The 22,879-nt window shown below is 72.8% G+C and carries 26 protein-coding genes; 6 read left to right on the top strand and 20 right to left on the bottom strand.

Annotated elements, in window-relative coordinates; genetic code table 11:
• The first annotated feature begins 31 nt into the window (after positions 1–31).
• Both GCE86_RS25165 and GCE86_RS25160 read left to right on the top strand, forming a co-directional pair.
• Entirely contained in the window at positions 32–376 is a 345-nt protein-coding gene (locus tag GCE86_RS25165) for a metallopeptidase family protein (RefSeq protein WP_208602825.1), read from the top strand.
• Between the two features lie 94 nt (positions 377–470).
• The gene (locus GCE86_RS25160) at positions 471–1,193 is read left to right on the top strand and encodes an AIM24 family protein (RefSeq protein WP_091265171.1); all 723 of its coding nucleotides are present in this window, start codon (positions 471–473) and stop codon (positions 1,191–1,193) included.
• 43 nt (positions 1,194–1,236) lie between these two features.
• On the opposite strand, the gene pheA is transcribed toward GCE86_RS25160, so the two are convergent.
• The 5 genes from pheA to GCE86_RS25135 all read right to left on the bottom strand — a co-directional run bounded on the left by pheA (position 1,237) and on the right by GCE86_RS25135 (position 4,692).
• Positions 1,237–2,193 (bottom strand): prephenate dehydratase, encoded by a 957-nt coding sequence (gene pheA / locus GCE86_RS25155; RefSeq protein WP_154229199.1) that lies wholly within the window; start codon positions 2,191–2,193, stop codon positions 1,237–1,239.
• Between the two features lie 10 nt (positions 2,194–2,203).
• Positions 2,204–2,758, bottom strand: coding sequence for a hypothetical protein (locus tag GCE86_RS25150; RefSeq protein WP_154229198.1), 555 nt, complete (start codon positions 2,756–2,758; stop codon positions 2,204–2,206).
• Between the two features lie 49 nt (positions 2,759–2,807).
• Positions 2,808–3,197: an ACT domain-containing protein gene (locus tag GCE86_RS25145; protein WP_154229197.1), complete on the bottom strand. Its 390-nt coding sequence runs from the start codon at positions 3,195–3,197 to the stop codon at positions 2,808–2,810.
• Positions 3,198–3,271: 74 nt separating this feature from the next.
• Complete coding sequence (locus GCE86_RS25140; protein ID WP_154229196.1) at positions 3,272–3,727, bottom strand: hypothetical protein; 456 nt, start codon at positions 3,725–3,727, stop codon at positions 3,272–3,274.
• A 227-nt stretch (positions 3,728–3,954) separates the two neighbouring features.
• Complete coding sequence (locus GCE86_RS25135; protein WP_154229195.1) at positions 3,955–4,692, bottom strand: hypothetical protein; 738 nt, start codon at positions 4,690–4,692, stop codon at positions 3,955–3,957.
• A gap of 163 nt (positions 4,693–4,855) precedes the next feature.
• On the opposite strand from GCE86_RS25135, the gene GCE86_RS25130 reads away from it, so the two are divergent.
• Positions 4,856–6,076, top strand: coding sequence for an arginine deiminase (locus GCE86_RS25130; RefSeq protein ID WP_154229194.1), 1,221 nt, complete (start codon positions 4,856–4,858; stop codon positions 6,074–6,076).
• On the opposite strand, the gene GCE86_RS25125 is transcribed toward GCE86_RS25130, so the two are convergent.
• The 12 genes from GCE86_RS25125 to GCE86_RS25070 form a co-directional block, all read right to left on the bottom strand.
• Positions 6,063–6,947 (bottom strand): DUF5926 family protein, encoded by an 885-nt coding sequence (locus GCE86_RS25125; RefSeq protein WP_154229193.1) that lies wholly within the window; start codon positions 6,945–6,947, stop codon positions 6,063–6,065. The genes GCE86_RS25130 and GCE86_RS25125 overlap by 14 nt on opposite strands.
• A 49-nt stretch (positions 6,948–6,996) precedes the next feature.
• Positions 6,997–7,413 carry an ATP-binding protein gene (locus GCE86_RS25120; RefSeq protein ID WP_244317073.1) on the bottom strand — a complete coding sequence of 139 codons (417 nt, stop codon included), beginning with the start codon at positions 7,411–7,413 and terminating at the stop codon, positions 6,997–6,999.
• A 64-nt stretch (positions 7,414–7,477) separates the two neighbouring features.
• On the bottom strand, positions 7,478–8,932 hold the full coding sequence (locus GCE86_RS25115; RefSeq protein ID WP_154229191.1) for a sensor histidine kinase: 1,455 nt from the start codon (positions 8,930–8,932) through the stop codon (positions 7,478–7,480).
• 76 nt (positions 8,933–9,008) lie between these two features.
• A complete protein-coding gene (locus GCE86_RS25110; RefSeq protein ID WP_154229190.1) occupies positions 9,009–9,794 on the bottom strand; it encodes a glycerophosphodiester phosphodiesterase in 786 nt (261 codons plus the stop codon).
• A 14-nt stretch (positions 9,795–9,808) separates the two neighbouring features.
• The gene (locus GCE86_RS25105; RefSeq protein ID WP_091265213.1) at positions 9,809–10,144 is read right to left on the bottom strand and encodes a rhodanese-like domain-containing protein; all 336 of its coding nucleotides are present in this window, start codon (positions 10,142–10,144) and stop codon (positions 9,809–9,811) included.
• A gap of 29 nt (positions 10,145–10,173) precedes the next feature.
• On the bottom strand, positions 10,174–11,091 hold the full coding sequence (locus tag GCE86_RS25100; RefSeq protein ID WP_167537073.1) for an LCP family protein: 918 nt from the start codon (positions 11,089–11,091) through the stop codon (positions 10,174–10,176).
• Between the two features lie 208 nt (positions 11,092–11,299).
• Complete coding sequence (locus tag GCE86_RS25095; protein WP_154229189.1) at positions 11,300–12,511, bottom strand: LCP family protein; 1,212 nt, start codon at positions 12,509–12,511, stop codon at positions 11,300–11,302.
• A 209-nt stretch (positions 12,512–12,720) separates the two neighbouring features.
• Positions 12,721–13,974 (bottom strand): LCP family protein, encoded by a 1,254-nt coding sequence (locus GCE86_RS25090; protein WP_154229188.1) that lies wholly within the window; start codon positions 13,972–13,974, stop codon positions 12,721–12,723.
• A gap of 74 nt (positions 13,975–14,048) precedes the next feature.
• The gene (locus tag GCE86_RS25085) at positions 14,049–15,029 is read right to left on the bottom strand and encodes an NAD-dependent epimerase/dehydratase family protein (protein ID WP_154229187.1); all 981 of its coding nucleotides are present in this window, start codon (positions 15,027–15,029) and stop codon (positions 14,049–14,051) included.
• 70 nt (positions 15,030–15,099) lie between these two features.
• Positions 15,100–16,773: a solute symporter family protein gene (locus tag GCE86_RS25080; protein WP_154229186.1), complete on the bottom strand. Its 1,674-nt coding sequence runs from the start codon at positions 16,771–16,773 to the stop codon at positions 15,100–15,102.
• Positions 16,751–17,119 (bottom strand): DUF485 domain-containing protein, encoded by a 369-nt coding sequence (locus GCE86_RS25075; RefSeq protein ID WP_091265236.1) that lies wholly within the window; start codon positions 17,117–17,119, stop codon positions 16,751–16,753. The genes GCE86_RS25080 and GCE86_RS25075 overlap by 23 nt, the downstream gene beginning before the upstream one ends.
• 160 nt (positions 17,120–17,279) lie before the next feature.
• Complete coding sequence (locus tag GCE86_RS25070) at positions 17,280–17,897, bottom strand: flavin reductase family protein (protein ID WP_420846489.1); 618 nt, start codon at positions 17,895–17,897, stop codon at positions 17,280–17,282.
• A 414-nt stretch (positions 17,898–18,311) separates the two neighbouring features.
• Here GCE86_RS25070 and GCE86_RS25065 point away from each other — a divergent pair, with 414 nt between their 5' ends.
• Together GCE86_RS25065 and GCE86_RS25060 are read left to right on the top strand one after the other, a co-directional pair.
• Positions 18,312–19,097, top strand: a complete 786-nt coding sequence (locus GCE86_RS25065) for a helix-turn-helix domain-containing protein (RefSeq protein ID WP_154229184.1) — start codon at positions 18,312–18,314, stop codon at positions 19,095–19,097.
• Positions 19,094–19,303 (top strand): DUF397 domain-containing protein, encoded by a 210-nt coding sequence (locus tag GCE86_RS25060; protein ID WP_154229183.1) that lies wholly within the window; start codon positions 19,094–19,096, stop codon positions 19,301–19,303. The genes GCE86_RS25065 and GCE86_RS25060 overlap by 4 nt, the downstream gene beginning before the upstream one ends.
• Positions 19,304–19,322: 19 nt before the next feature.
• Here the strand turns inward: GCE86_RS25060 and GCE86_RS25055 are convergent, their stop codons facing one another.
• From GCE86_RS25055 to GCE86_RS25045, 3 genes are read right to left on the bottom strand one after another with little or no spacing between them, the layout of a single operon-like run.
• Positions 19,323–19,823, bottom strand: a complete 501-nt coding sequence (locus GCE86_RS25055) for an SRPBCC family protein (RefSeq protein ID WP_154229182.1) — start codon at positions 19,821–19,823, stop codon at positions 19,323–19,325.
• Positions 19,823–21,526 (bottom strand): ABC transporter permease, encoded by a 1,704-nt coding sequence (locus GCE86_RS25050; protein ID WP_154229181.1) that lies wholly within the window; start codon positions 21,524–21,526, stop codon positions 19,823–19,825. The genes GCE86_RS25055 and GCE86_RS25050 overlap by 1 nt, the downstream gene beginning before the upstream one ends.
• A complete protein-coding gene (locus GCE86_RS25045) occupies positions 21,511–22,275 on the bottom strand; it encodes an ABC transporter ATP-binding protein (protein WP_154229180.1) in 765 nt (254 codons plus the stop codon). The genes GCE86_RS25050 and GCE86_RS25045 overlap by 16 nt, the downstream gene beginning before the upstream one ends.
• A 136-nt stretch (positions 22,276–22,411) precedes the next feature.
• On the opposite strand from GCE86_RS25045, the gene GCE86_RS25040 reads away from it, so the two are divergent.
• On the top strand, positions 22,412–22,870 hold the full coding sequence (locus GCE86_RS25040; RefSeq protein WP_154229179.1) for a pyridoxamine 5'-phosphate oxidase family protein: 459 nt from the start codon (positions 22,412–22,414) through the stop codon (positions 22,868–22,870).
• Positions 22,871–22,879: the final 9 nt, after the last annotated feature.

Below are 22,879 nucleotides of genomic sequence, written 5' to 3'. Positions count from 1 at the left end.
GATCGTGAAGGGGTGACCCGGCGGCGTGGCTGTGCAGATGAGCCGGGAGCGGTTCGAGGAGCTCGTCGGCGAGGCGCTCGACGAGGTGCCCGAGGAGCTGCTCGGGCTGATGAGCAACGTGGTCATCCTGGTCGAGGACGACCCGCCGCCGGGCGAGGACCTGCTCGGCCTCTACGAGGGGCACGCGCTCACCGAGCGGGGCTGGGACTACGCCGGCGTGCTGCCGGACCGCATCCTCATCTACCGCAACCCCATCCTGGGCATCTGTGACACCGAGGACGACGTCGTGGACGAGGTGGCGGTGACGGTGGTGCACGAGATCGCCCACCACTTCGGCATCGACGACGAGCGCCTGCACGCCCTCGGCTGGGGCTGACCGGGTCCACGGCGCGCCCCGCTCGGCTGATCCGCGCTGTTGCGCCGGTCCCCTAACCTCCGGTGCAGGCACATCCCGATGCAGGAGGAAACCCATGCGCAGCGCGCTGTTCTCCGCGGAGAACCTTGAGAAGGAGTCCCAGCAGCCGGGCATGCGGCTGCAGAACTCCAAGATGCTGAAGATCGAGCTGAACGGCGAGGCGATGGCCCGGGTGGGGTCCATGGTCGCCTACCAGGGGCAGGTGCAGTTTCAGGCCCTCGGCTCCGGCGGCATCGGCAAGTTCATCAAGCAGCGGCTCACCGGTGAGGGCGTGCCGCTGATGAAGCTCACCGGGCGCGGCGACGTGTTCCTCGCCGAGCTGGCCAAGGACGTGCACATCATCGACCTGGAGCCCGGCGACGCCCTGTCGATCAACGGCTCCAGCGTGCTGGCCTTCGACTCCACGCTCCAGTACGACATCAAGATGGTCGGCGGCGCCGGCATGGCATCCTCGTCCGGCCTGTTCAACTGCGTCTTCACCGGCCACGGCCGGATCGCCATCACCACCAAGGGCACCCCGGTCGTGCTCAACGTCGACCAGCCCACCTACGTCGACCCGCAGGCCGCGGTCTGCTGGTCGGCCAACCTCCAGACCGGCTACCACCGGGCCGAGCAGCTCGGGCTGGGCACGCTGCTCGGCCGCAGCACCGGCGAGGCGTTCACCATGAGCTTCGCGGGCCAGGGCTTCGTCGTGGTGCAGCCCTCGGAGGAGCCTCCGGTGCAGGGCAGCGGTGCCCAGCAGCAGCAGGGTGGCCTGCTCGGCGGCCTGCTCCAGTGACCGGCCGGTGCGCGGGGCGCCCGGTCCGGGCGCCCCGCCGCCGTCAGTTCAGCTCGCCGGCCCGCAGCCGGGCCAGCCAGGCCGCCGCGTCCGCGTAGTCGGCGTCGGACAGGCCGGCCGGAGCGGGAACCGGCCGGTCGCCCGCCGCCGGGCTCCACCGGTGCCGGGGGTACGACCCGAGGAAGCGCACGTCCGCGCACACCCGGCGCAGCCCCTGCAACGCCTCGCCGAGGCGTACGTCGGCGACGTGCCCCGTGCAGTCCAGGAAGAAGACGTACCGGCCCAGCGCCTCGCCGGTGGGGCGGGACTCGATCCGGGTAAGGTTCACCCCGCGGGTGGCCAGCTCCGTGAGCACCGACAGCAGCGCGCCGACCCGGTCGTGTGCGATGTAGACGGCCAGCGAGGTCACGTCGTCGCCGGTCGGTGGCGGGGGCGGGCCGGGGCGGGAGACCAGCGCGAACCGGGTCACCGCGTCCGGGTGATCGGCGATCTTGTCGGCGAGCACGGGCAGCCGGTGCCGGGTGGCGCCGATCGGGGCGCAGATGGCGGCGTCGTACTCGCCGCTCGCCGCGCCCGCCGCGGCGGCGCCGTTGGAGAGCACGTCCACCACCGTGGCGTCGGGCAGGTGGTCGCGGAGCCAGCCCCGACACTGGGTGGAGGCCTGCGGGTGTGCCGCCACGCTGTGCACGTCGGCCAGCGCCACCCCGGACCGGGCGGCGAGCACGAACTCGACGGGCAGGATCACCTCGCGGGTGATCACCAGGGGTTCGCCCTCGGCCAGCTCGTCCAGGGTCACCCCCACCGCGCCGCCGATCGAGTTCTCCAGCGGCACCAGCGCCGCGTCCGCCTCGCCCGCCCGTACGGCGTCCAGCGCCTCGCCCACGCTGCGGGCCGGCGTCCGGTCACCCCGCTCGGCCGCGGGGACGGTGCGCAGCGCCTGCTCGGCGAAGGTGCCCTCGGGACCGAGGTAGACGAAGCGGGTCGGCGGTGTTCCCGGCATGTCGACCAGACTACGCACCCGGGGTGCCGTCGCAGGCCAGGGTCCGGATGCCGGACGGGCCGGCGGCGCGTACCTCCACGCCGCAGACGTCGGTGCCGGCGGTGACGAGTTCCAGCGCGGTGGGCCGGCCCCGGGTGACCACCTGGAGCTCCTCGTGGCCGCTCACGGCCAGCACCGTGTACTGCCAGCCCTCGGCGCAGAGCGGCCCGGTCCGCACGGTGACCCGGACGTCGCGGGGCAGCACCCCGGCCCGGCCGCGCAGGAGGGCCACCACCCGGTCGCCGGACGGGCCGGACCGGCAGGGGGTGGCGGTCGGGTCCGGCGTCGGCGCGGTGCGGGCCGGAGCGGTCGGGGTGACCGGTGCGGCGGGCGTCGCGCTGGGGGTGGGTGTGGCGGAGGCGGTCGGGGCGGTGGTGACCGACGCGGTCGGGGCGTTCAGTTCGGGCGGAGCGCCGCAGCCGGCGAGGGCGAGCAGGGCGGCCAGCGCCACGGGGAGGTGCCGGCGGGCCGGGCGGGGCGGGGTGCAGGGCACGATGCGATCCTCGGCATCGATGGGCGTCGTCATGGCCGGTGGGCCGAGCCCATCGTAGGAGGATCGCCCGAGCGAGTGAAGGTCACGTGTGGACGCGGTGCCCCGCCCGCTCCAGCGCGCCCGTCGCCTCGGCCAGCCGCACGGCGGGCACCAGCAGGTGGTCGGTGTCGTACGTGGAGAAGGCCACGACGTTGACCCGGGCCCGGGCGAGCGGGTCGACGAGGGCGGCCAGGGTGCCGGTGACCGCCGCGTCCAGCGGGCCGACCAGCCGGAGGCAGCGCCACTCGGTCTCCACGTCCGCCCCGTCGGGCGCCCGGTCGGCGGGGCAGATCACCGAGACGCCGTCGGCCGTCCAGCTCACCGTCACCACGTCGCGGCCGCCCAGCGCGCCCCAGACGTCCGGCGGCAGCACGGCGCCGGCGGGCAGGCGGCACACCGCGTACGCGCCCGGCAACAGAGCGACATCGAGCATGAGGGCACCCTACGGCTCCGTGCGGCTGTGCCCCAGCACCGCCCGGTGCGGCGATCGCCACACGTCGCCGCAGGTCAGACCGCCGAGAAGAAGGTGAGCGAGCCGGCCACCTCGCCGTCGGTGAGCACCGGTGTGGAAATGGCGTCGACCGTCGTGCCGGCGTCGGAGCCGGGCCCCTGGACCCGGAGCAGCCCTCGGGCCAGCCGGCCGGAGTGCAGGGCGAGCAGCGGTGGGATCTTGTCGGTCTCCTGCTCGGTCAGCTCGCTGGGGCTGGCGGTGAAGTCGACCAGGCGCAGGCCGCCCTCCAGCAGCGGGCGGCCGATCACGTCCTCCGGGGCGCCCAGGCAGAGCAGGTCGCAGCCGGACGAGGAGATCGCCACCACGGTGGTGTCGGCGTCGATCAGCAGGCACGGCTCCGCGGCCCGGGAGACCATGCCGGACCACTGCCCGACGTTGTCGGACTCCTGCTCGGTCGGTGTCGCCGCGTCGGGCACGAACACTTCCGAGAGCGAGAGTTCGACGTGGGCCACCGCGCCTCCTATGTACACCGACGGTCTGTCCACGCTAGCCGGTCGTCGCGACGACCGCCCGACCGCGCTGCCTCTCCGGTGGCCGGCCGTTCGCGGATCCGGGCTCGGCGGGAACCAGGGGCCAGGTGTCGGTGCGACGGGTGCCCGGTGCCGGGCGGCCGGCGACGGCGCGGGCCGACGGAACCACCGGGGGCGGATCCGCGGACCGCGTGGCGTCGTCGCAGACGTTACCGGCGGGCGGGCCGCTTGTCAGCGGCCGTTCGGCCCTCGTCGTACCACCGGTAGTCGGCCGTTGGACGGTACGTGCCGTTGAGCCACGTCGACGGGGCCTGGGCGACCCGGGACAGCTTCTCGGCGGTGGCCGGACTGATCCGGTTGCCACCGGCCACGAGCAGGCGATCCAGCTCCCGGTGGGTGGCCATGAGGCAGTCCTTGGGAAGGCCGTAGACGCTGATGACCCCGGAGCCGACGAAGGTCAGCACCGGGGTCACCGGGATCGGCAGGCCGACGGCATCGGAGAGGGCCTTGCCGGCCCGCTTGGCGTCGCGGCGCGCCTCGGCCACGTAGGGCGGACGCTTGCCGTTGATTTGCACGACGTCACCCGCGACGAGCACCCGGGCCCGGCCGTGGTCGGCAACGGTGACCGCGAAGAGCCCGCTCGGCCCGATGGCGAGGAACCCGGCCCGCTCGTCCTGGGTGCGGTCGAGCAGGAAGTCCGCCGCGTCGGTGCGGGGCCACTCGATGACGTGCCAGGCGGGGCCGAGGTGGTCGAGCTGACCGAGGGCCCGTGCCCCGGCCGCCTCCAACCGGCGGGCCCCCCGCTCGGCCCGCCGGCGGCGGGCCCACTCCAGCGGAGTCGGTCGGGCCGGCTCGAGCACCGAGGTGGACTCGACCCGGGGGTGCGGCACCGAGACGGGCGGCAGTGCCCGGCTCGGTACGGCTCGGCGAGCGGGAAAGACAGTCATCGCGACCTCCGGCAAAAGGTCTCTCGAAGTTATGTCTCCACTACCCTACGTTGCGCACCCCGGTGCTCGGCAAGTTGGAGCGCCGGAATGAGTGCGGATGAATGCCATATTCATTCACACTTCTTTTCCCGGATGGTGCGGAGGCCTGCCCTAGGCTGCGTAGGTGACCCACTATGTGGACAGCGAGGTCGGTCGGCTCGGCACGGTGCTGCTGCACCGCCCGGGGCCGGAACTCGCCCGCCTCACCCCACGCAACAACGACTCCCTGCTGTTCGACGCTATCCCATGGGTGGGCCGTGCGCAGGAGGAGCATGACGCCTTCGCGAGCGCCCTGCGGTCCCGCGGCGTCGAGGTGCTCTACCTGGCCACCCTGCTGGCCGAGACCCTCGCCGTGCCGGACGCGCGGGCCGAGCTGACCGACCTCGTGCTCCGCTCGCCCCGGCTCGGCGACACCCTGCGCCGCCGGGTCGCCGACCACCTGACGTACCTCGACCCGGCCGCGCTGGCCGACGTGTTCGTCGCCGGGCTGGCCCACGAGGAGCTGCGAGTCGGGCCGGACCGCCCCGGCGGTCTGGTCTGGACGCTGATGGACCGGCACGACTTCGTCATCGACCCGCTGCCCAACCTGCTCTTCACCCGCGACTCGTCGCTGTGGATCGGGGACCGGGTCGGCGTGACCAGCCTGGCCATGCCGGCCCGCCGGCGCGAGACCACGCTGACCGACGCGATCTACCGCTACCACCCGCGCTTCGTCGGCACCGAGTTCGTCTACCACCCCGAGCTGGAGCACCTGGAGGGCGGCGACGTGCTGCTGCTCGCGCCGGGGGTGCTCGCCGTGGGCGTGGGCGAGCGCACCACGCCGGCCGGTGCCGAACGGCTGTCCCGGCAGGTCTTCGCCGCCGGTCTGGCGCACACGATCCTGGTGGTGCCGATCGCCCAGGAGCGGGCCACCATGCACCTCGACACCGTCTGCACGATGGTCGACGCCGACGCCGTGCTCATGTATCCGAACATCGCCAGCGAACTCTCCGCGTACACGGTCATCGCCGGCGCGGACGGCGAGGATCCGCGGGTCGACGGGCCGGCGCCGTTCCTGCGGGCCGCCGCCGACGCCATGGACCTCGACCAGCTCCGAGTGATCGACACCGGCCTGGATCCGGTCACCGCCGAACGCGAGCAGTGGGACGACGGCAACAACACGCTCGCGCTCGCCCCCCGGCTCTGTGTGGGCTACGAGCGGAACGTCGAGACCAACGCGCAGCTCGAGCGGGCCGGCATCGAGGTGATCGCCATCGCCGGGTCCGAGCTGGGCTCCGGCCGGGGCGGGCCGCGCTGCATGTCCTGCCCGCTGGTCCGCGAGCCGCTGAGCCTCAGCGCAGGGTGAGCTGGCGCCCGAGCAGGCCCTGACGGGCCCGGCGCCCGGCGGCGTCCAGCGGGCCTTCCTCCTCCAGCGCCTCGGCGTACCGCTTGGCGAACTCGGTCACCGGCTCCTCCCAGTCGGCGGACGGGACGTCCTCCGGCAGGTCCCAGACCGGCACGAGGCGGCCGTGCGCCCGGAACATGCCGGCGAACCGGGTGTCGTCGCCCAGGGTCAGCGTGCCGGCCGCGCCCAGCCGGGACAGCGCGTCCAGCGCCACGTCCTCGTCCTCCGGCAGCACCCAGCGCACGTGCGCCTTCTCCGGCACCTGGCACCAGTACGCGGCCCGCGCCGCGGCCAGCTTGACGGTCGGGTAGATCGCCGCGTTGGCCCGCTCCAGCGACGCCTGCACGCCCGGGTCGTCGGCGGCGCCCGGGTCGAGCCAGAACTCGAAGCCGTCGTGCATGGTGATCTCCAGCGGGCCGTCCACCAGGATGTCCTGGAGGCGGGGGCCCGGCCCGGGCAGCGGCGGCACGCTCACCTGCCCGCCCGGCTCGGTGCGCAGCGCGCAGAGCAGCGCGTCGGCGAGATCCCGCGAGACGTCGCCGGACTGCTGGTGCCGCTGGAGGCCGATGAACACCCGCCCGTCCGGCTTGGTCATCGCCGGGGCGGCCATGGGCAGCACGGTGGCCAGGGTGACCGGGCGGTCGCCGTGCTCCTCGGCCAGTTCGGGGGTCAGCCGCAGCGGCGCGGACGCGGCCGGGACCAGCTCGCGCAGGGCGATCCACTCCGGTTCGTCGGCCAGGCCCTCGAACGGTCGGGGCACGAAGATGTCGCGCACCTTCTCCCGCTTCGGGGTGGCTTCGGCGGCCCGCTGGCTCTTTCGACGCTTGCTCACGGCGAGACAGCCTAGATGCCGGACGGGGTGGCCGTGGGCCGGACCCGGCTCAACCGGCCACCACCAGGTCCGGCCGGGTCGACCCGGCCGGATCGAACTCGGCCCAGACGCTCTGGCCGAGGCCGTCCCGCTCGACCCCCCAGCGGCTGGCCAGCCCGGAGACGATGTGCAGGCCGCGCCCGTCGACGGCGTCCGGGGTGGCGACCCGCATCAGCGGGCCGGAGGCGGAACCGCCGTCGGTCACCCGGAGCTGGACGGTCTGCCCGCCGGCCGCCGCCCGCAGCCGCCAGGCCACCCGGACGACGCCCCCGGGCAGCGGGTCGGCGTGCCGCACGGCGTTGCCGACCAGCTCGGCGAGGACCGCCACTAGGTCGGCCAGCAGGGTCGGGGGCACGAGGCCGGCCAGCTCGTCGGCGAGCCGGTGCCGGGCCAGGCGCGCGCCGGTGGCGTGGTGGGGCACCACCACGCACCACGATCGTTCGGCCGAACCCGTCCCCACCGCCGTTCCTTCCACCCCGTGCGGGCCGGGTTCACCCCCGTGGCAGCCGCACCTCAGCGACGGTACCCCCACCGGCTCTCGGCCGGAGGGATACCCAGCCATTCTGCTGTTCAACGATCTGCCGGACGAGATAGAGCCCCAACCCGGCCCCCGGGTAGCGGCGGCGGTCGCCGGACTCCCCCTGCCAGAACCGGTCGAACGCCCGCTCCACGTGCTCGGGCCGGATGCCGATGCCCCGGTCGGCGACCCGGAAGGAGACCGTGCGCTCGTTCGCCTCGGCGCGAACCTCGATGGGGGTGTCCGGCAGCGAGTACTTGCCGGCGTTGGTGCTCAGCTCGGTGAGCACGGTGGCCAGGCTGTGCCGGTCGCCGAGCGCCTTGGGGAGGTCGGGCGGCAGGTCGAGGACCACCCGGTGCCGGACGTCCGCCGGCAGGTCGGGCACCGCCGCCCGGAGCGCGTCGGCCAGGTCGAACGGTGCGGCCGGTTCGCCGCCGGGACGGTTCTCGGTGGCGGCCGTGAGGAGCCGGTCGACCAGCCGGGCCAGCTCGTTCGCGCGCTGCCCGATGATCCGGGCGGCCTGCCGCCGGTCGTCGTCGCTGAGCGACTCCCAGTGGTCGGTGAGGGTGTCCGCGTACCCCTTGATCACCGTGACCGGCGTGCGCAGCTCGTGGCTGGTCACCGCGACGAAGAGGTCCCGGTCGTTGTCGCGCCGCTGCTGGTCGGTGATGTCGCGGAAGGTGACCACCCGCAGGGTGCCCGGCCCGGGCAGCTCGCCCGAGGTGATCCGCAGCCAGCGGCCGTCCGCCAGCCGGTGGTCGAGGACCTGCCCGGACGGTGGGAGCGGGAACGGCAGCGGCCGGTTCAGCGCCTCGCCGACCGGTCGCCCGGTCACCTGCGCGGCCGCCGGGTTCCAGAGCCGCACGTGGTGCTCGCGGTCCACCACGGCCAGGCCGTCGGCGAGCGCCGCCACCACGGGGCCGTCGCCGTGCACCGGCAGGCCGGTCTGGTCGCCGTACATGTGGGCGATGCAGGCCGCCACGTAACCGACCACGGCGCGCTGGGAGGCGTCCAGCGGCTCGGCCTCCGGGTAGAAGGCGTGCAGGCTGCCCACGGTCAGGCCGCCGATCTCGGCGCGGGCCAGGATCATCCAGCGCAGCCCGCGCGCGGTCAGCTCGTCGGCCGCCGTGCCGGGGATCGAGTCGACGGGGACCTCGTTCATCGGCGGGCCGGAGAGCAGGCAGACGGTGGCCGGGTCGGTGGCCGGCAGCGGGTGACCGGTGGCGAACTCGGCGCTGCCGGTCGCCGCGATCACCCGGCCGCCCGTGGGGGCGAACTCCACGAACGCCAGGCCGGCCGCGCCGATGGCGGGCCCCACCTCGCTGAGCAGCCGGGTGAGCACGGCCAGGCCGGACTCACCCGAGTTGATCATCTTGATCACGCTGGTGTGGCCGGCGATGAGGGCGGGGAAGTCGGTTCGCTCCGGCATGTCCCGAGTGTGCCCCGCCGCCCGGTGCGGGGACACCCCCGGCCGGGCGACCGCACACCGGTCGGACCGGCCGCCCTCACCGGCCCAACCGGGCCAACGTCCGGGCCGGGCGGTCGGTGATCACCCCGTCGATGCCGGCGGCCAGCACCAGCTCCAGGTCCGCCGGCTCGTTCACCGTCCAGACGTAGACCTGGTTGCCGGCGGCCCGCAGCGCGGGGACGAGCTGCGGGCGGGCCCGGACCAGGCCGATCCCCGGCCCGGCGATCCGGGTGCCGAACGGCAGCCGGCCCAGCCGCAGCCAGCGCGGGAGCACCTCCAGCAGCAGCACCGTGGGCAGCGCCGGCGCGAGGTCCCGGATCCGGCGTACGGCCAGCGGGGAGAACGACATCACGGTGACCCGCACCGGGTCGTCCGGCCCGGGCTCGGCCAGGCCGTACCGGCGCAGCATGGTGACCAGCCGGCGCTCGACGTCCCGGCCGTAGCGGGACGGGTGCTTGGTCTCGATGAGCAGCCGGACCGGCCGGCCGGCGGCCAGCACCGCGTCGAGCAGCCGCTCGAGCGTGAGCAGCCGGGTGTGCGACTCGTCGAGCGGTTCGTCCCCCGCGACTCCGCCGGGGTGCCACGAGCCGAAGTCGAGCGCCTCCAGCTCGGCGAGGGTACGCGCGCTGACCAGCCCGTGACCGTTGCTGGTCCGGTCCAGGCGGCGGTCGTGCACGCAGACCAGGTGCCCGTCCCGGGTGAGCCGGACGTCGCACTCCAGCCCGTCCGCACCCTCGTCGAGGGCGCGCAGGTAGGCGGCGAGCGTGTGCTCCGGCAGGTCGTACGACGCGCCGCGGTGCGCGAAGACCAGGGGGATGGTCATGGCCGCGCCGCGCCTCAGGCGACCCGGCCCGGCTGCCCGTCGTCGGTGACCACCGGGCGGCCGGCGGCGGCCCACTCGCCCATCCCGCCCTCGACGTTGCGCACCTGGTCCCAGCCGTTGCGCATGAGGTAGGCGACCACCTGCGCGGACCGCCCGCCCGAGCGGCAGATCACGGCCACCTCGCGGTCGTCCGGCACGTCGGCGATCCGGGCGGGCAGCTCGGTCATCGGCAGGTGGTGGGCGGCCGGCGCGTGGCCGGCGGCCCACTCGTCGTCCTCCCGGACGTCGAGCAGGTAGACGTCGTCGGGCACGGCCGACGCGGGCACGCTGGGAACCTGGGGTCCGAACACGGCTACCAAGCCTAGACGGCCGCTGCCGGTCAGAGGCGGTTGACCCAGCGGGGATGGGCCGCGGCCCACTCCGGCATGCGGGTGCCCCGCAGCGCGTCGAAGAGCCCGCCGCCGCCGTTGTCCAGCACCACGTAGGAGACCTGGTCGATGGTCTGCGGGGCGGAGGGCACCTGGACCCCGTGCAGGGCGTCCGCGGGCAGCCCGCGGAGCGCGAAGAGCAGGTCCTCCAGGGGTACGCCGTTGCTGTCCAGGGTCAGCGCCCCACCGACGGCCCGGAGCACCCGGTCCAGCTGCACCGGGTCGCTGCGCAGGTGGTTCTGGCCGGCCTTGTCGAGCACCGCCCGCAGCATCTGCTGCTGGTGCCGCTGCCGGTCGTAGTCGCCGCCGGGCAGGTCGTAGCGCTGCCGCACGTAGTCCAGCGTCCGGGCGCCGTCCATCTGCTGGCAGCCGGGGTCGAACTGGGTCTTCGTGTGGATCGACCGGACCGGGGTGTCCACGCACATCCGGATGCCGCCGAGCAGGTCGATGACCTGCTTGAGACCGGAGAAGTCGATCAGCGCGGCGCCGTCGAAGCGCACCCCGGTGAGCCGGGTCAGGGTGGCGCTGAGCAGCCGGGCCCCGGCAGCGCCACCGCCGCCGTGCTCGTACGCCGCGTTGACCTTGTCCTGGCCGCCGCCGAAGCCGGGCGCCGCCGGGATGGCGACCAGCAGGTCCCTCGGCACGGAGATCAGGTACGCCTCCCGCAGCCCGGCCGGCACGTGCACGATGAGGATGCTGTCCGAGCGCTGGTCCTCGGGGTTCGCCCCGGGGCGGTGGTCGGAGCCGATCAGCAGGTAGTTCAGCGGCCCGGAGAGGTCGGTGCGCTTCTGCCGGGCCGACGCGTCGAGCAGTTGCTCCTTGGTGACCGTGCGGTCGTACCGGTTGGTGAGCCAGTGCATCCCGGCCATGCCGAGGGCGGCGAGCAGGAGCAGGGCGAGACCGGCGCCGAGCAGGAATCGGGACCAGCGGGCGGGTCGCCCCCGCCCGCCTGCGTTCCGTGCTGGCCTGGACGTGACATTCCCCCCGTAGCCGCGACATGAGACCCGCTCACGTCAGGCTACGGGGGGAACCTCCGGGCGGTGCCGCTTTCGCGGCGGCTACCGGCCGGTCACCAGGTCATTTGCGGGTCGACAGGACGGTCGGGTTCGAGACCACGAAGTCCGCGAGCTTGTCGTTCTTGACCGCCTGGAACATCTGCATGGTCGTGTCGTTGAACTTCTCCCGGCCGTTGCCGGCGGTGCTGTAGGTGCCGCCGTTGGTCCGGAGGGTGACCAGGTCGTTCCCGCTGACGCCCTTGAGCGTGAAGATGAAGTTCGCGATCGGCACGCCGCCGGTGTCCAGGATGAAGGCCTTGCCGGCCGCCTTGATCAGCGCGTTCAGCTTGATCGGATTGGTCAGCATGCCCTTGTCGGTGGCCTTCTTGGCCATCGCCTTGATCAGCTGCTGCTGGTTCTGCTGGCGGTCGTAGTCGCTGTTCGGCAGGCCGTAGCGCTGGCGGGCGAAGTCGAGGGCCTCCCAGCCCTCCATCTCCTTGCAGCCCTTCTTGTGCACCACGGGGGTCATCGGCTTGCCGGTCTTCTTGGCGTCGGCGTTCCACATGGGCTTGCCGTCGACCATCATCATGTGGTGCGACTTGACCTCGTGGCTCACGCAGATCCGCACCGTGCCGAGGGCGTCGATCACGTTCTTGAAGCCGCCGAAGTTGATGATCGCGGCGCCGTCGAAGCTGATCCCGGTCATCGACTTGATGGTCTTGGCCATCAGCTGGGCGCCGCCCTCCCAGCCGCCACCGTTCTGCGCGCCGTGGAAGAACGCGGCGTTGATCTTGTCGGTGCCGCCCCGGTAGCCGCTCTTCTCGAAGGACGGGATCTGCGCCTCGGTGTCCCGGGGAATGGAGATCAGGTAGGCCTGGTCGTGGGTGGCCGGGATGTGCAGGATGATGATCGTGTCCGACCGGACGTCGTCGGCGGCCCAGCGCGCCCGGGCGTCCACACCGAGCAGCAGCATGTCGATCGGGCCTTCGAGGCTGTTGCCGCCCTCGGCGTCGGTCTTGCCCGCTTCACCGAGCAGGTTGCCCTGGTCGATGCTGCTGGTCGCCTGGCCGATCACCGCCTTGCTGCCGACGATCGCGATGCCGCTGGTCATCATGAGCACGGCACCGAAGATCACCGTGAGCTTGGCCCAGAGCGGGTCCTTGCGCTTGGTGCGCTTCTTGCCGCCGCCGGGTCCGCGGCCGCCGTGGCCGGGTTGCGTCGGGACGATCGGGGGAACCCGCCCGGGTGATCCGGGCTCCAGTGACTGAGGGCGACGGCTGGTCTGGACCGGCATGCGTGCTCCAGCTCGGTGATCGGGGGCGGGACCACTGTACGTATCTGTTCCCGTTCTCGCGACCTCGTGCGAGGGCTATTCCCGTCAATCTCGGCCAATGGCTCAGGGTTGTGTCCGAACGGATAATTGAAAAGATCCGGTCGGCGGTTGGCCTGCTGTGGGACGAGTCTTGACTCGTCGACCGGACGTGTTGCGGCGCGGGGCCGGCCTCAGCCGCCGCTCCCGTCGCTGTCGGTCTGCTGGTTGGCCTTCACCCAGTCGGCCATCGTGTCCGCCGCGATGGCCTTGTACATGGCGAGCGCCTTCTCCCGGTCGGAGACCACCACCGACTGGCCGTCGATGGTCTGGCCGCCGAGGTTCGGGCTGGTGACGAAGGTCAGGTTCTCCCCACGCAGGCTCCGGAACTGCAGTGCCATGTCGGTCAACGAGAATCCCTGGTCGACCGTGACGGCGGCGGTGACCGCCTTGAGGAAGTCGTTGAGCTTCCTGGGGTTGGTCAGGGTGCCCGTGCTGGCCGCCTTGTCCATCAGCGCCTTGAGGAACTCCTGCTGGTGACGCATCCGGGCGAAGTCGCCGTCGGGGAACTGCTTGCGCTGCCGCACCCAGTCCAGGGCCTCGGCGCCGTTCATGTGGTTCACACCCTTGGTGAACGTCCGGTACGGCTTGTGGATCGAGGTGATCGTCCGCTCCACCTTGAGGTCCACCCCGCCGAGGGCGTCGGTGACCTCCTTGAAGCCGGCGAAGTCGATGGCCATGACGTGGTCGATCCGGACGTCGCTGAAGCACTCCACCGTCTTCACGGCGAGCGGCAGGCCGCCGAACGCGAACGCCGCATTGATCTTGTTACGGGAGCCCGAGTCGCAGGACGCGCCCGCGTTCTCCGGAATCGGCACGTAGAGGTCGCGCGGGATGGAGACCAGGTAGGCCTGCTTGTGGTCGGCCGGGATGTGCATGACGATCAGCGTGTCCGCCCGCCACTTGCCCGCGGCGTCGACCTCGGCGTCCGGGTCCCGCGAGTCGCTGCCGACCAGCAGGATGTTCAACGCGCCGTCGACCTGCTTGGCCGGCCGGCCCCCGGTGATCTGGGAGAAGGGGTCGGTCCGGGCCAGGTCCCCGTTGAGGTTGCGGGCGTAGAGCCACGCGCCCGCGCCGCCGAGCAGCGCCAGCACCAGTACCGCGATGCCGGCCACCAGGCCGATGCGCCCCCAGCGCGGTCGCGGGCCGCGCCGGCCCGAGCCCCCGGAGCCGCCGCCCGGCCCGTCCGGCCCGTCCGGTCCGGTCGGTCCGCCCGGACCACCGGGACCGCCCGGGCGCGGCTCGTCGTCGGGCGACGGGTACCAGCGCGCGTCGGTCGCGCGGGCACGCCCGGTGGTGCCCCGGCCGGAGCCGGGCACCTGGGCGCGGCCCGCGCTCCGGCTCAGGGGAGCGGGAAACGGGACGCCGGCAGACGAGGTCGCTGACATGTAACCGAGGGTAGGTCGGGCGGGCCACCGTCGCCCTGAGGCGCAGCCGGGTGTCAGCCTCCTCCCAGGGGGAGTCAGTACCCTAGCCGGCCGCGGAAGTACTCGATCGTGCGTCGGAGGCCGTCTTCGGGCGTCACGGTGGGTTCGTATCCCAGCAGCTCACGGGCGAGGGTGAGATCGGGCCGCCGCATCTCCGGATCGTCGGCCGCGCGGGTGATGTAGCTCACCTCGGAGCTGCTTCCGGTGAGTGACACGATCGTCTCGGCCAGTTGCCGCATCGACATCTCGTGCTCGGTGCCGCAGTTGATCGGGCCGGTCTCGGTCGAGTCGAGCAGCAGCAGGATGCCGCGCACCAGGTCGTCCACGTAGCAGATCGACCGGGTCTGGTTGCCGGTGCCGTGCACCGTGATCGGCTCGCCGCGCAGCGCCTGCGAGATGAAGGTCGGGATGGCCCGGCCGTCGTCCGGCCGCATCCGCGGGCCGTACGTGTTGAAGATCCGGACGATCGCGGTGTCGGTGCCCCGGCTGCGGTGGTATCCCATGGTGGCCGCCTCCGAGAAGCGCTTCGCCTCGTCGTAGACGCTCCGGATGCCGATGGGGTTGACGTTGCCCCAGTACGTCTCGCGCTGCGGGTGCTCCTTCGGGTCCCCGTACGCCTCGGAGGTGGAGGCCATCAGGAACCGGGCGCCGTCGGCGGTGGCCCGCTCGAGCAGGTGCAGGGTCGCCACCGACCCGACGCGCAGGATCTCCACCGGCAGCTTCTCGAAGTCGGTGGGGCTGGCCGGGGAGGCCATGTGCAGGATCGCGTCGAAGCGCTCGGCCATCGCCGGGTGGTGCGTGGGCAGCCCCTCGGAGATGTCCGCCTCGATCAGCGTGAAGGTCGGCCGGTCGAGGAGGTGCGCGATGTTGTCCTTGGAGCCGGTGACGAAGTTGTCCAGCACCACGACCGTGCAGCCGCGCTCGATGAGGCGGTCGACCAGGTGGGACGGGACGAACCCGGCGCCGCCGGTGACGAGGATGCGATGTCCGGAGCCGAAGCGGGGAGCGACCTTCATGCGGGCCAGCCTACTCAAGCCGGTGGGCCGGAGCCGCCATCGGCTCCGGCCCACACGGGTAGGGGGTGTGTCAGTGCGCGCCCGCGCCGGTGAGCGAACGCACCTCCAGCTCGGCGTACTTGTCCTCGTCGTGCTCCTTCGACACCAGGGTGCCGATCCAGCCGCAGAGGAAGCCGAACGGGATCGAGATGATGCCCGGGTTCGACAGCGGGAACCAGTGCCAGTCGTGCTTCGGGAACATGGCCGTCGGCGCCCCGGAGACGACCGGGGAGAAGAAGACCAGCACCACGGCGGCGAGCAGGCCGCCGTAGATGGCCCAGACCGCGCCCGAGGTGTTGAACCGCCTCCAGAACAGGCTGTAGAGGATCGCCGGCAGGTTGCCCGAGGCGGCGACCGCGAAGGCCAGCGCCACCAGGAACGCCACGTTCAGGCTCTGCGCGAAGATCGACAGCACGATGGAGATCGCGCCGATCACCAGGGCGGAGATCCGGGCGACGTTCACCTCCTGCCGCTCGGACGCCTGGCCGTTCTTCACGACGTTGGCGTAGAAGTCGTGCGCCAGGCTCGACGACGAGGCCAGGGTGAGGCCGGCGACCACCGCCAGGATCGTGGCGAAGGCGACCGCCGCGATGATCGCCAGCAGCGTCGCCCCGCCCAGGTCCCCGCCGAGGAAGTCCAGGCCCAGCTTCTCCGCGAGTTGCGGGGCGGCCGTGTTGCCGGCCTTGTCCTGCGCCGTGATCGCCTTGCCGCCGACCAGCGCCGCCGCGCCGAAGCCGAGGGCGAGGGTGAGCAGGTAGAAGGTGCCGATGATGCCGATCGCCCAGAGCACGCTCTTGCGGGCCGCCTTCGCGGTCGGCACGGTGTAGAAGCGGATCAGGATGTGCGGGAGGCCGGCCGTGCCGAGCACCAGCGCGATACCCAGCGAGAGCAGGTCCATCTTGCTGTAGAAGGTCTTCAGCGCGTCGCCGGGTGTCTCCACGCCGTAGCGCAACCCGGGTTCGAGGAAGGCCGCACCCTTGCCCGACTGCTTGGCGGCATCACCGAGCAGCGAGGACAGGTTGAACTTGTAGTGCGCCAGCACCAGCAGGGTCATGACGATCGCGCCGGTCATCAGCAGGAACGCCTTGACGATCTGGACGTACGTCGTGCCCTTCATCCCGCCGACCGTGACGTAGATGATCATCAGGGCGCCGACCAGGATGATCGTGGCCACCTTGGCGGTGTCCGCGTCCATGCCGAGGAAGGTCGTGCCCGGCTTGATGCCGAGCAGCAGGGCGACCAGCGCGCCCGCGCCGACCATCTGGGCCAGCAGGTAGAAGATCGACACCGTGATGGTGGAGACCGCGGCCGCGGTCCGGACCGGGCGCTGGCGCATCCGGAACGCCAGCACGTCGGCCATCGTGTACCGGCCGGAGTTGCGCAGCAGTTCGGCGACCAGCAGCAGCGCCACCAGCCAGGCGACCAGGAAGCCGATCGAGTAGAGGAAGCCGTCGTAGCCGTACAGGGCGATGAGGCCGGCGATGCCCAGGAAGGACGCCGCCGACATGTAGTCGCCGCCGATGGCCATGCCGTTCTGGAAGCCGGAGAAGGATCGGCCGCCGGCGTAGAAGTCGGTGGCGGTCTTGGTCTGCCGGCTGGCCCAGACCGTGATGGCCAGCGTGATCGCCACGAAGACCAGGAAGAGCGTGATGGTGAGGTTCCGGGCGGTGGTGTCGCCCGCCTCAGCCGCGAGGACCGTGCTCATGGGTCACCTCCCCCATCTCGGCGCGGATCCGGTCGGCGACCGGGTCGATCTTCCGGTCGGCGAACCGCGAGTAGAGCCAGGCGATGACGAACGTGGAGACGAACTGGAGCAGGCCGAAGACCAGGGCGACGTTGATGTTGCCGACCAGCTTCGTCCCCATGAATCCCCGCGCGTACGCGGAGAGGATGACGTAGAGCGCGTACCACAGGAAGAACGCGACGGTCATCGGGAAGACGAAGCCGCGCAGTGCGCGCCGCAACCCGGCGAACTCGTCCGACCGCTGGACGGCGAGGTACCGTTCCGCCGCCGACTCGGCGGGTGCGGACGCGGGTGTGTCCGTGGACATCTGTGGATCACCACCTTCGCAGGCGTGGGGGAGTTTTCGCGCACGGTAGAGAGCGCGCTCCCCGCCGGGGAAGGCTCGGATCGGCCATGGTCGACGGTTGCGCCGAACGGCACCCCGGCTGCGCCGAGTGACCCACGTCACTCCGCTCAGCGGTCGGTGGTCAGTCGGTCAGCCCCCGGTAACGGCCGCGGTAGTGCAGCAGCGGCGTGGTCTCCTCGGCCAGGTCGACCGTCTCGATGGTGGCCTCGACCAGGAGGCCCCAGCCGTACTCCCGGGCGGTGTCGAGCCGGCAGCCGGCCCACCCGCCGGCGTCGGCGGGTACCGGCCCGTAGGGGGTCTCGGTCCACGAGTCGAGGGCGAAGAGGCCGCCCGGGGACGGGAAGAGGCCGGCGAACCGGTCGGCGAGCTGGCGGTGCTGCGGGCCGAGCGGCACGACCGCGAACCGGCCCGCCTCCTCGACCGCCGCCCACAGGTCCGACTCCGGGTCGACGAGCCCGAGCAGCCGGTCCGGCTCCCCCTCGGCCACCAGGGTGGACGAGACGGTCAGCCCGGCCGGACCGGGCGCGGTCCAGAGCGTCACCGGAGCGGCCAGCCGGCCCCGCAGCCGGCGGACCGGGGAGCGCTGCCCGCTCGGTACGGCGAACGGGTCGGTGTGGTGGATCTCGGCGCCCGGCTCATGATTCACGTGAAACATTGTGCCGCCCCGCCCCCGCGCCCAGCCGAGGAAGCGCCGGTGCAGGTCCCGCGCTTGTGGAAGCTGCTCGGCGGCCTCCGCCATGAGCCGCCCCAGGTGGAGCAGCAGCGCGACCCGATCGTGCCCGTACTCCGCCAGCAGTGCGAGCCGCGCCGGCTGGCACGGCCAGGGCGCCCCGCACGCCCGACACCGCCACGCGGGCCGCATGGCGACGTGTGCCCTGACCGGGCTCGGCCTCCTCCAGATCTTGGCCGAATTCGGCCCCTCGGAGGGCCGTTTCCCTCCAAGATCTCGGCGGTCGTCTCCCATCAGCGCCTCCCCGGATGAGGGTCGCCCCGGCCGGGGGATGGCCGGGGCGACCGGGCGCAGGACCGGCCGCCGGGTCGTCGCCTCCACCGGCCGGGCCGCGTGTCTCCACCCTGGACTCGGCGGCGCGGGCAGGGGAGGATGCCAGGGCTTACTACGCGGCGCAGTCACGTACTTACCGGGGACGTAAGGATGGACATCGAGGTGTGGATCCGGGCGTTCAAGGCCGCTCGGTCGGGTGCGGACGTCTCCCAGGAAGGGTTGGCCGCGCTCATCAAGTGGAGCCCGTCGACGGTGGCCGCCATCGAGACCGGGCGCCGACGGCCGACCATGGAGTTCGCCGTGGCCGCCGACCAGGCCCTCGGCACCGGCGGCCTCCTCGCCCAACTGCTGAAGGCCGCCGACCAGGAGCGCGGTCCGTCATGGTTCGTGCCCTGGCGCGGCTACGAACAGCAGTCGGTCAGGCTCCGCGCCTTCGAGGCGTGCCTGGTCCCGGGCCTGTTGCAGACCGAGGACTATGCCCGCGCGGTGATCTCGACCGGCGGCCTGCACCCGCCCGGCACCGTTGACGAGTTAGTGGCCCTCCGGCTGGAGCGGCAGCAACTGCTGCACCGTGACCAGCCGCCACACTGCGTTTTCCTGCTGGACGAGACCGCCGTTCGTCGGCCGGTCGGTGGGCCGGCGGTACTCGATGCGCAGCTCGCGCGCCTGCTGGAGGTGGCCGAGCTGCCAGCTGTGCGGCTCCATGTCGTCCCGCTGGCCGTCGGCGAGCATGCCGGTCTCGGCGGCGGCTTCGTGCTGGCCGAGTTGCCGGACTCCGAACGGGTGCTCTACCTCGAGAATGCCGCGCGCGGACACGTGATCGACGACCCGGAGACCATCGGCTTGATCGAGCGGAAGTGGGATAGCCTCCTCGGCGAAGCGCTGTCCACGGGAGCCTCACTGGATTTGATCCGGAAGTTGAAGGTGACGCCATGACCACCGCCGAGCCCGCCTGGCGCACGTCGTCGCGATCGACCGACTCCGGTGGCAACTGCGTCGAGGTGGCGGGCAATCTGCCCGGGGTGGTGCTGGTGCGGGACAGCAAGGACCGGTCCGGCCCGACTCTCACGTTCACCTCCGACGCCTGGCGCGCCTTCGTGAGCGCGGGCACCCCGATCTCGGAGACTTTCCGTTCGAGGTGAACGGCAGGTCGTCGAGGATCTACCGCTGGCGCTCCGGAGGCAGGGAGCGGCGGGCGGCGGCCAGCACCTCCGGGTCGGCGCAGCCCGCCGCGTACCCGGCGATCCGGCGCCGGATGTCGCGGCGCAGCAGCCAGACGCCGATGCGGTCGGCCACCGGACGCAGGAACGCCGGCCGGCACCGGAAGTTGTACCGCCAGGTGGCCACGGTGGTGCCCGGCTCGGTGCCGGGCGCGAACCGCCAGCCGCCGCCGAACCGCTCGAAGAACCAGGGGCCGCGGACCATCTTCATGCCCACGTTCGTGGGCGGCGCCCAGGAGACGTACTCGCTGACCATGGCCAGGCCGTGCCGGGACCGGGTGAAGGTGCGCACACCCCGGCCTGGCCGGGTCGCCCCGTCGACGAAGTGCTGCTCCCGGACGAACGGGTCCCACCGGTAGCGGACCGGCGCGACGGTCTGCGACACCGCGAAGGCCAGCTCCGGCGGGACCGGGACGGTGGTCACCGCCTCCACGACGGGCATCAGCGCCTCGGGGTGACGACGGCCAGCAGCTCCGGCTGGCGACGGTCCAGCGCGTCTCCGGCCAGGTACGCGCCGAGCAGTGCGGCACCCAGGCCGTACGCCAGGCCGACCGGCAGGGCCAGCCACAGCCAGACGTCGCCGAGGAGCGCGGCGGCCACCACGAGCGGCACCGCGGCAGCCGCCGAGACCACCATGGACACCAGGGCGTACAGGCCCCTCGCCATCCCGGCGCCGGTGTTCATGGCGAACGGGTTGCTGGTCTCCGGCAGCGAGTAGCCGCCGAGCACCGAGACGGCGGCGTTGATGGCCAGCCCGCACCCGTACGCGGCGAACAGCCCACCGGCCATCACGCCCAGCCAGCCGGGCCGCCCGAGCACGACGGCCAGCACCAACGCGACCGCGCCGAGGATCGGCACCACGTAGAGCGAGAACGCGACCATCCGCGCCCGCAGCTCCACCCGCCCCGGTACACCGGCCACCACGTTGGCCGCGTACGCGCTGCCGTCGAAGCCGAACTGGTTGGCCAGCGTCACCGAGGCGAGCACCCCGACGAACAGCATCGAGAGGCTGACCAGCACCGGGGACGCGTTGGCGGTGGCCTCGCCGAACGCGGCCCCGCCCTCGGTGGCCATCCGGGAGCCGCCCAGGTTGACCATCAGCGGCACGAAGATGCCGACCACCGCCACGGTGATCAGGTTGGCGCGCCGCCGGGCGTCCCGCCACCAGTAGCGGCACTCCCGCGCCACCAGCGCGCCGAACCGGTCCCGCCGGGCCCAGCCGACGGCCCGGGGGAAGAGCTGCCCGACCGCCGCGCCGGCCACCGCGCCGCGCCGGTCCCGGGACGGCCCGGCGCTCGCCGCGCCCACCATCGCCGACTCCAGCGACCGCGACCACCACAGCAGGAGTACGCCGATCGCCGCCACGGTGATCAGCAACTTGAGCCCGGCCGCGGCGGCGTGCCCCTCGGCCACCTCGACGCCGGCGGTCCAGGGCGCTCCGAACGGCGTCCAGCCGACCACCCGGGCCACCCCGGTCAGCCGGTCCCAGTCGGCCTGCTGGACGGCGCCGAGCACCAGCAGCTGCAGCGGGCCGAGCAGGGCGGCGACCACCGCGAGCAGCACGGCGGCCAGGTCGCGTACCCGGCGGGAGCGGAGCATGGTGGCGAAGGCGCTGGTCACCGCGCGGGCGGCGGCGACGCAGAGCAGCACGCCGAGGAGCACCCCGAGCAGCCCGACCAGCGCGGCGAACCAGCCGCCCAGCGCGCCGGCGGTGACCACCAGCCCGGCGACCGCGAGCAGGGTCGACAGCGCCGGGACGCTGACCAGGGCGGCCGCGAACAGCCCGGTGACCAGGGTCCGGCGGGACAGCGGGAGCAGCGCGAAGCGCGCCGGGTCCAGCGTCTCGTCCACGCCGAAGAAGACCAGCGGCAGCAGCATCCAGCCGAACGTCAGCAGGCCGCCGCCGAAGGCCGCGGTCATCAGGGCGTAGCGGGACTCACCGGCCAGGCCGGGGGCGGCGAGTCCGAAGAAGCCGCTGACGGCGAACCAGAGCCCGACCAGCACGCCGCCCACGAACAGCGCGATCCGCCACCCCTGCCCGCGGAAGTTGTTGCCCAGCACCCGCAGCTTGAGCCGGACGAAGTGCCGGGGCGAGACGGCCCGGGCCGGCCGCTCGGCGGCGGTCACCGTCACCGGGACAGCCACGACAGCTCCTCGCCGGTCGCGGTCCGCCCGCCGACCACCTGGACGAAGACCTCCTCCAGCGACCGCTCGCCGCGGACCTCGGCGAGCGTGCCCACCCGCTTGATCCGGCCGTCGGCCAGGATCGCCACGTGCGAGCAGAGCCGCTCGACGACCTCCATGACGTGGCTGGAGAAGATCACCGTGCCGCCGCCCACGACGTAGCGGTGCAGGATGTCCCGGATCAGGGCCGCGGAGACCGGGTCGACCGCCTCGAACGGCTCGTCCAGCACCAGCAGCCGGGGGCCGTGCAGCAGCGCGCAGGCCAGGCCGATCTTCTTCTTCATGCCGGCCGAGTAGTCGACCACCAGGGTCCGGCCGGCGTCGGAGAGCGCCAGCACGTCGAGCAGCTCGGCCGCGCGCTGGTCGACCACCGCCGGGTCCATGCCGCGCAGCAGCCCGTGGTAGGCCAGCAGTTCGGCCCCGCTGAGCCGGTCGAAGAGGCGTACCCCGTCGGGCATCACGCCGAGCAGCGCCTTGGCGCGTACCGGATCGGCCCAGACGTCGTGCCCGAGCACCCGGGCCTGGCCGGCGTCGGGCCGCAGCAGGCCGACGGCCATGGAGAGGGTCGTGGTCTTGCCGGCCCCGTTCGGGCCGAGCAGCCCGTAGAACGAGCCGGTCGGCACGTCGAGGTCGACGCCGGCGACCGCGACCTTGGTGTCGAACCGCTTGGCCAGGCCACGGAGGGACAGCGCCGGGTGCTGATCGGTCATGCCCCCGACCGTAGCCCGCCGTGACCAACGGTCACTCCCGCCGGAGGATGATCTCTGGTCCTACCTGAGCGGTACGGTTCGGTACCGGCCGGCCCGTTGCCGTACCCGTCGAACCGCCCCGAGGAGGAGGCCACCGATGGTCGCACCGCCCCGCTCCCGTGCTCAGCGCTGGAAAGACACCCTGGACCGCCTGGACCGGGACGTGGACGTCTGGGTGGCAACGGCGGATCCGGCCGACTGCACTCCCTACCTGGTGCCGCTCAGTTTCCTCTGGGACGGGAAGACGCTGCTGCTCTCCACCGCCGTGGCGAGCCCGACGGGCCGCAACCTGCTGGCCACCGGCCGGGTCCGCCTCGGTGTCGGCGAGACGCGGGACGTGGTCCTGGTGGAGGGCACCGTGGAGACGCTGCGTGCCGAGGAGCTGCCCGACGGGGTCGGTGACGCCTTCGCGGCGAAGACGGGCTTCGATCCGCGGCGGCTCGGGGACCGGTACCGGTACTTCCGGGTGCGACCGCGCCTGGTGCAGGCGTGGCGGGAGGAGAACGAACTCGCCGGCCGGGACCTCATGCGGGACGGTGACCGGATCACCGAGTGAAGGCCGGCC

It is taken from the genome of Micromonospora terminaliae (assembly GCF_009671205.1).
GTDB lineage: Bacteria > Actinomycetota > Actinomycetes > Mycobacteriales > Micromonosporaceae > Micromonospora > Micromonospora terminaliae.
Note: the sequence above shows the minus strand (reverse complement) of the source record. Positions and strands in the feature narration are given on the sequence as shown.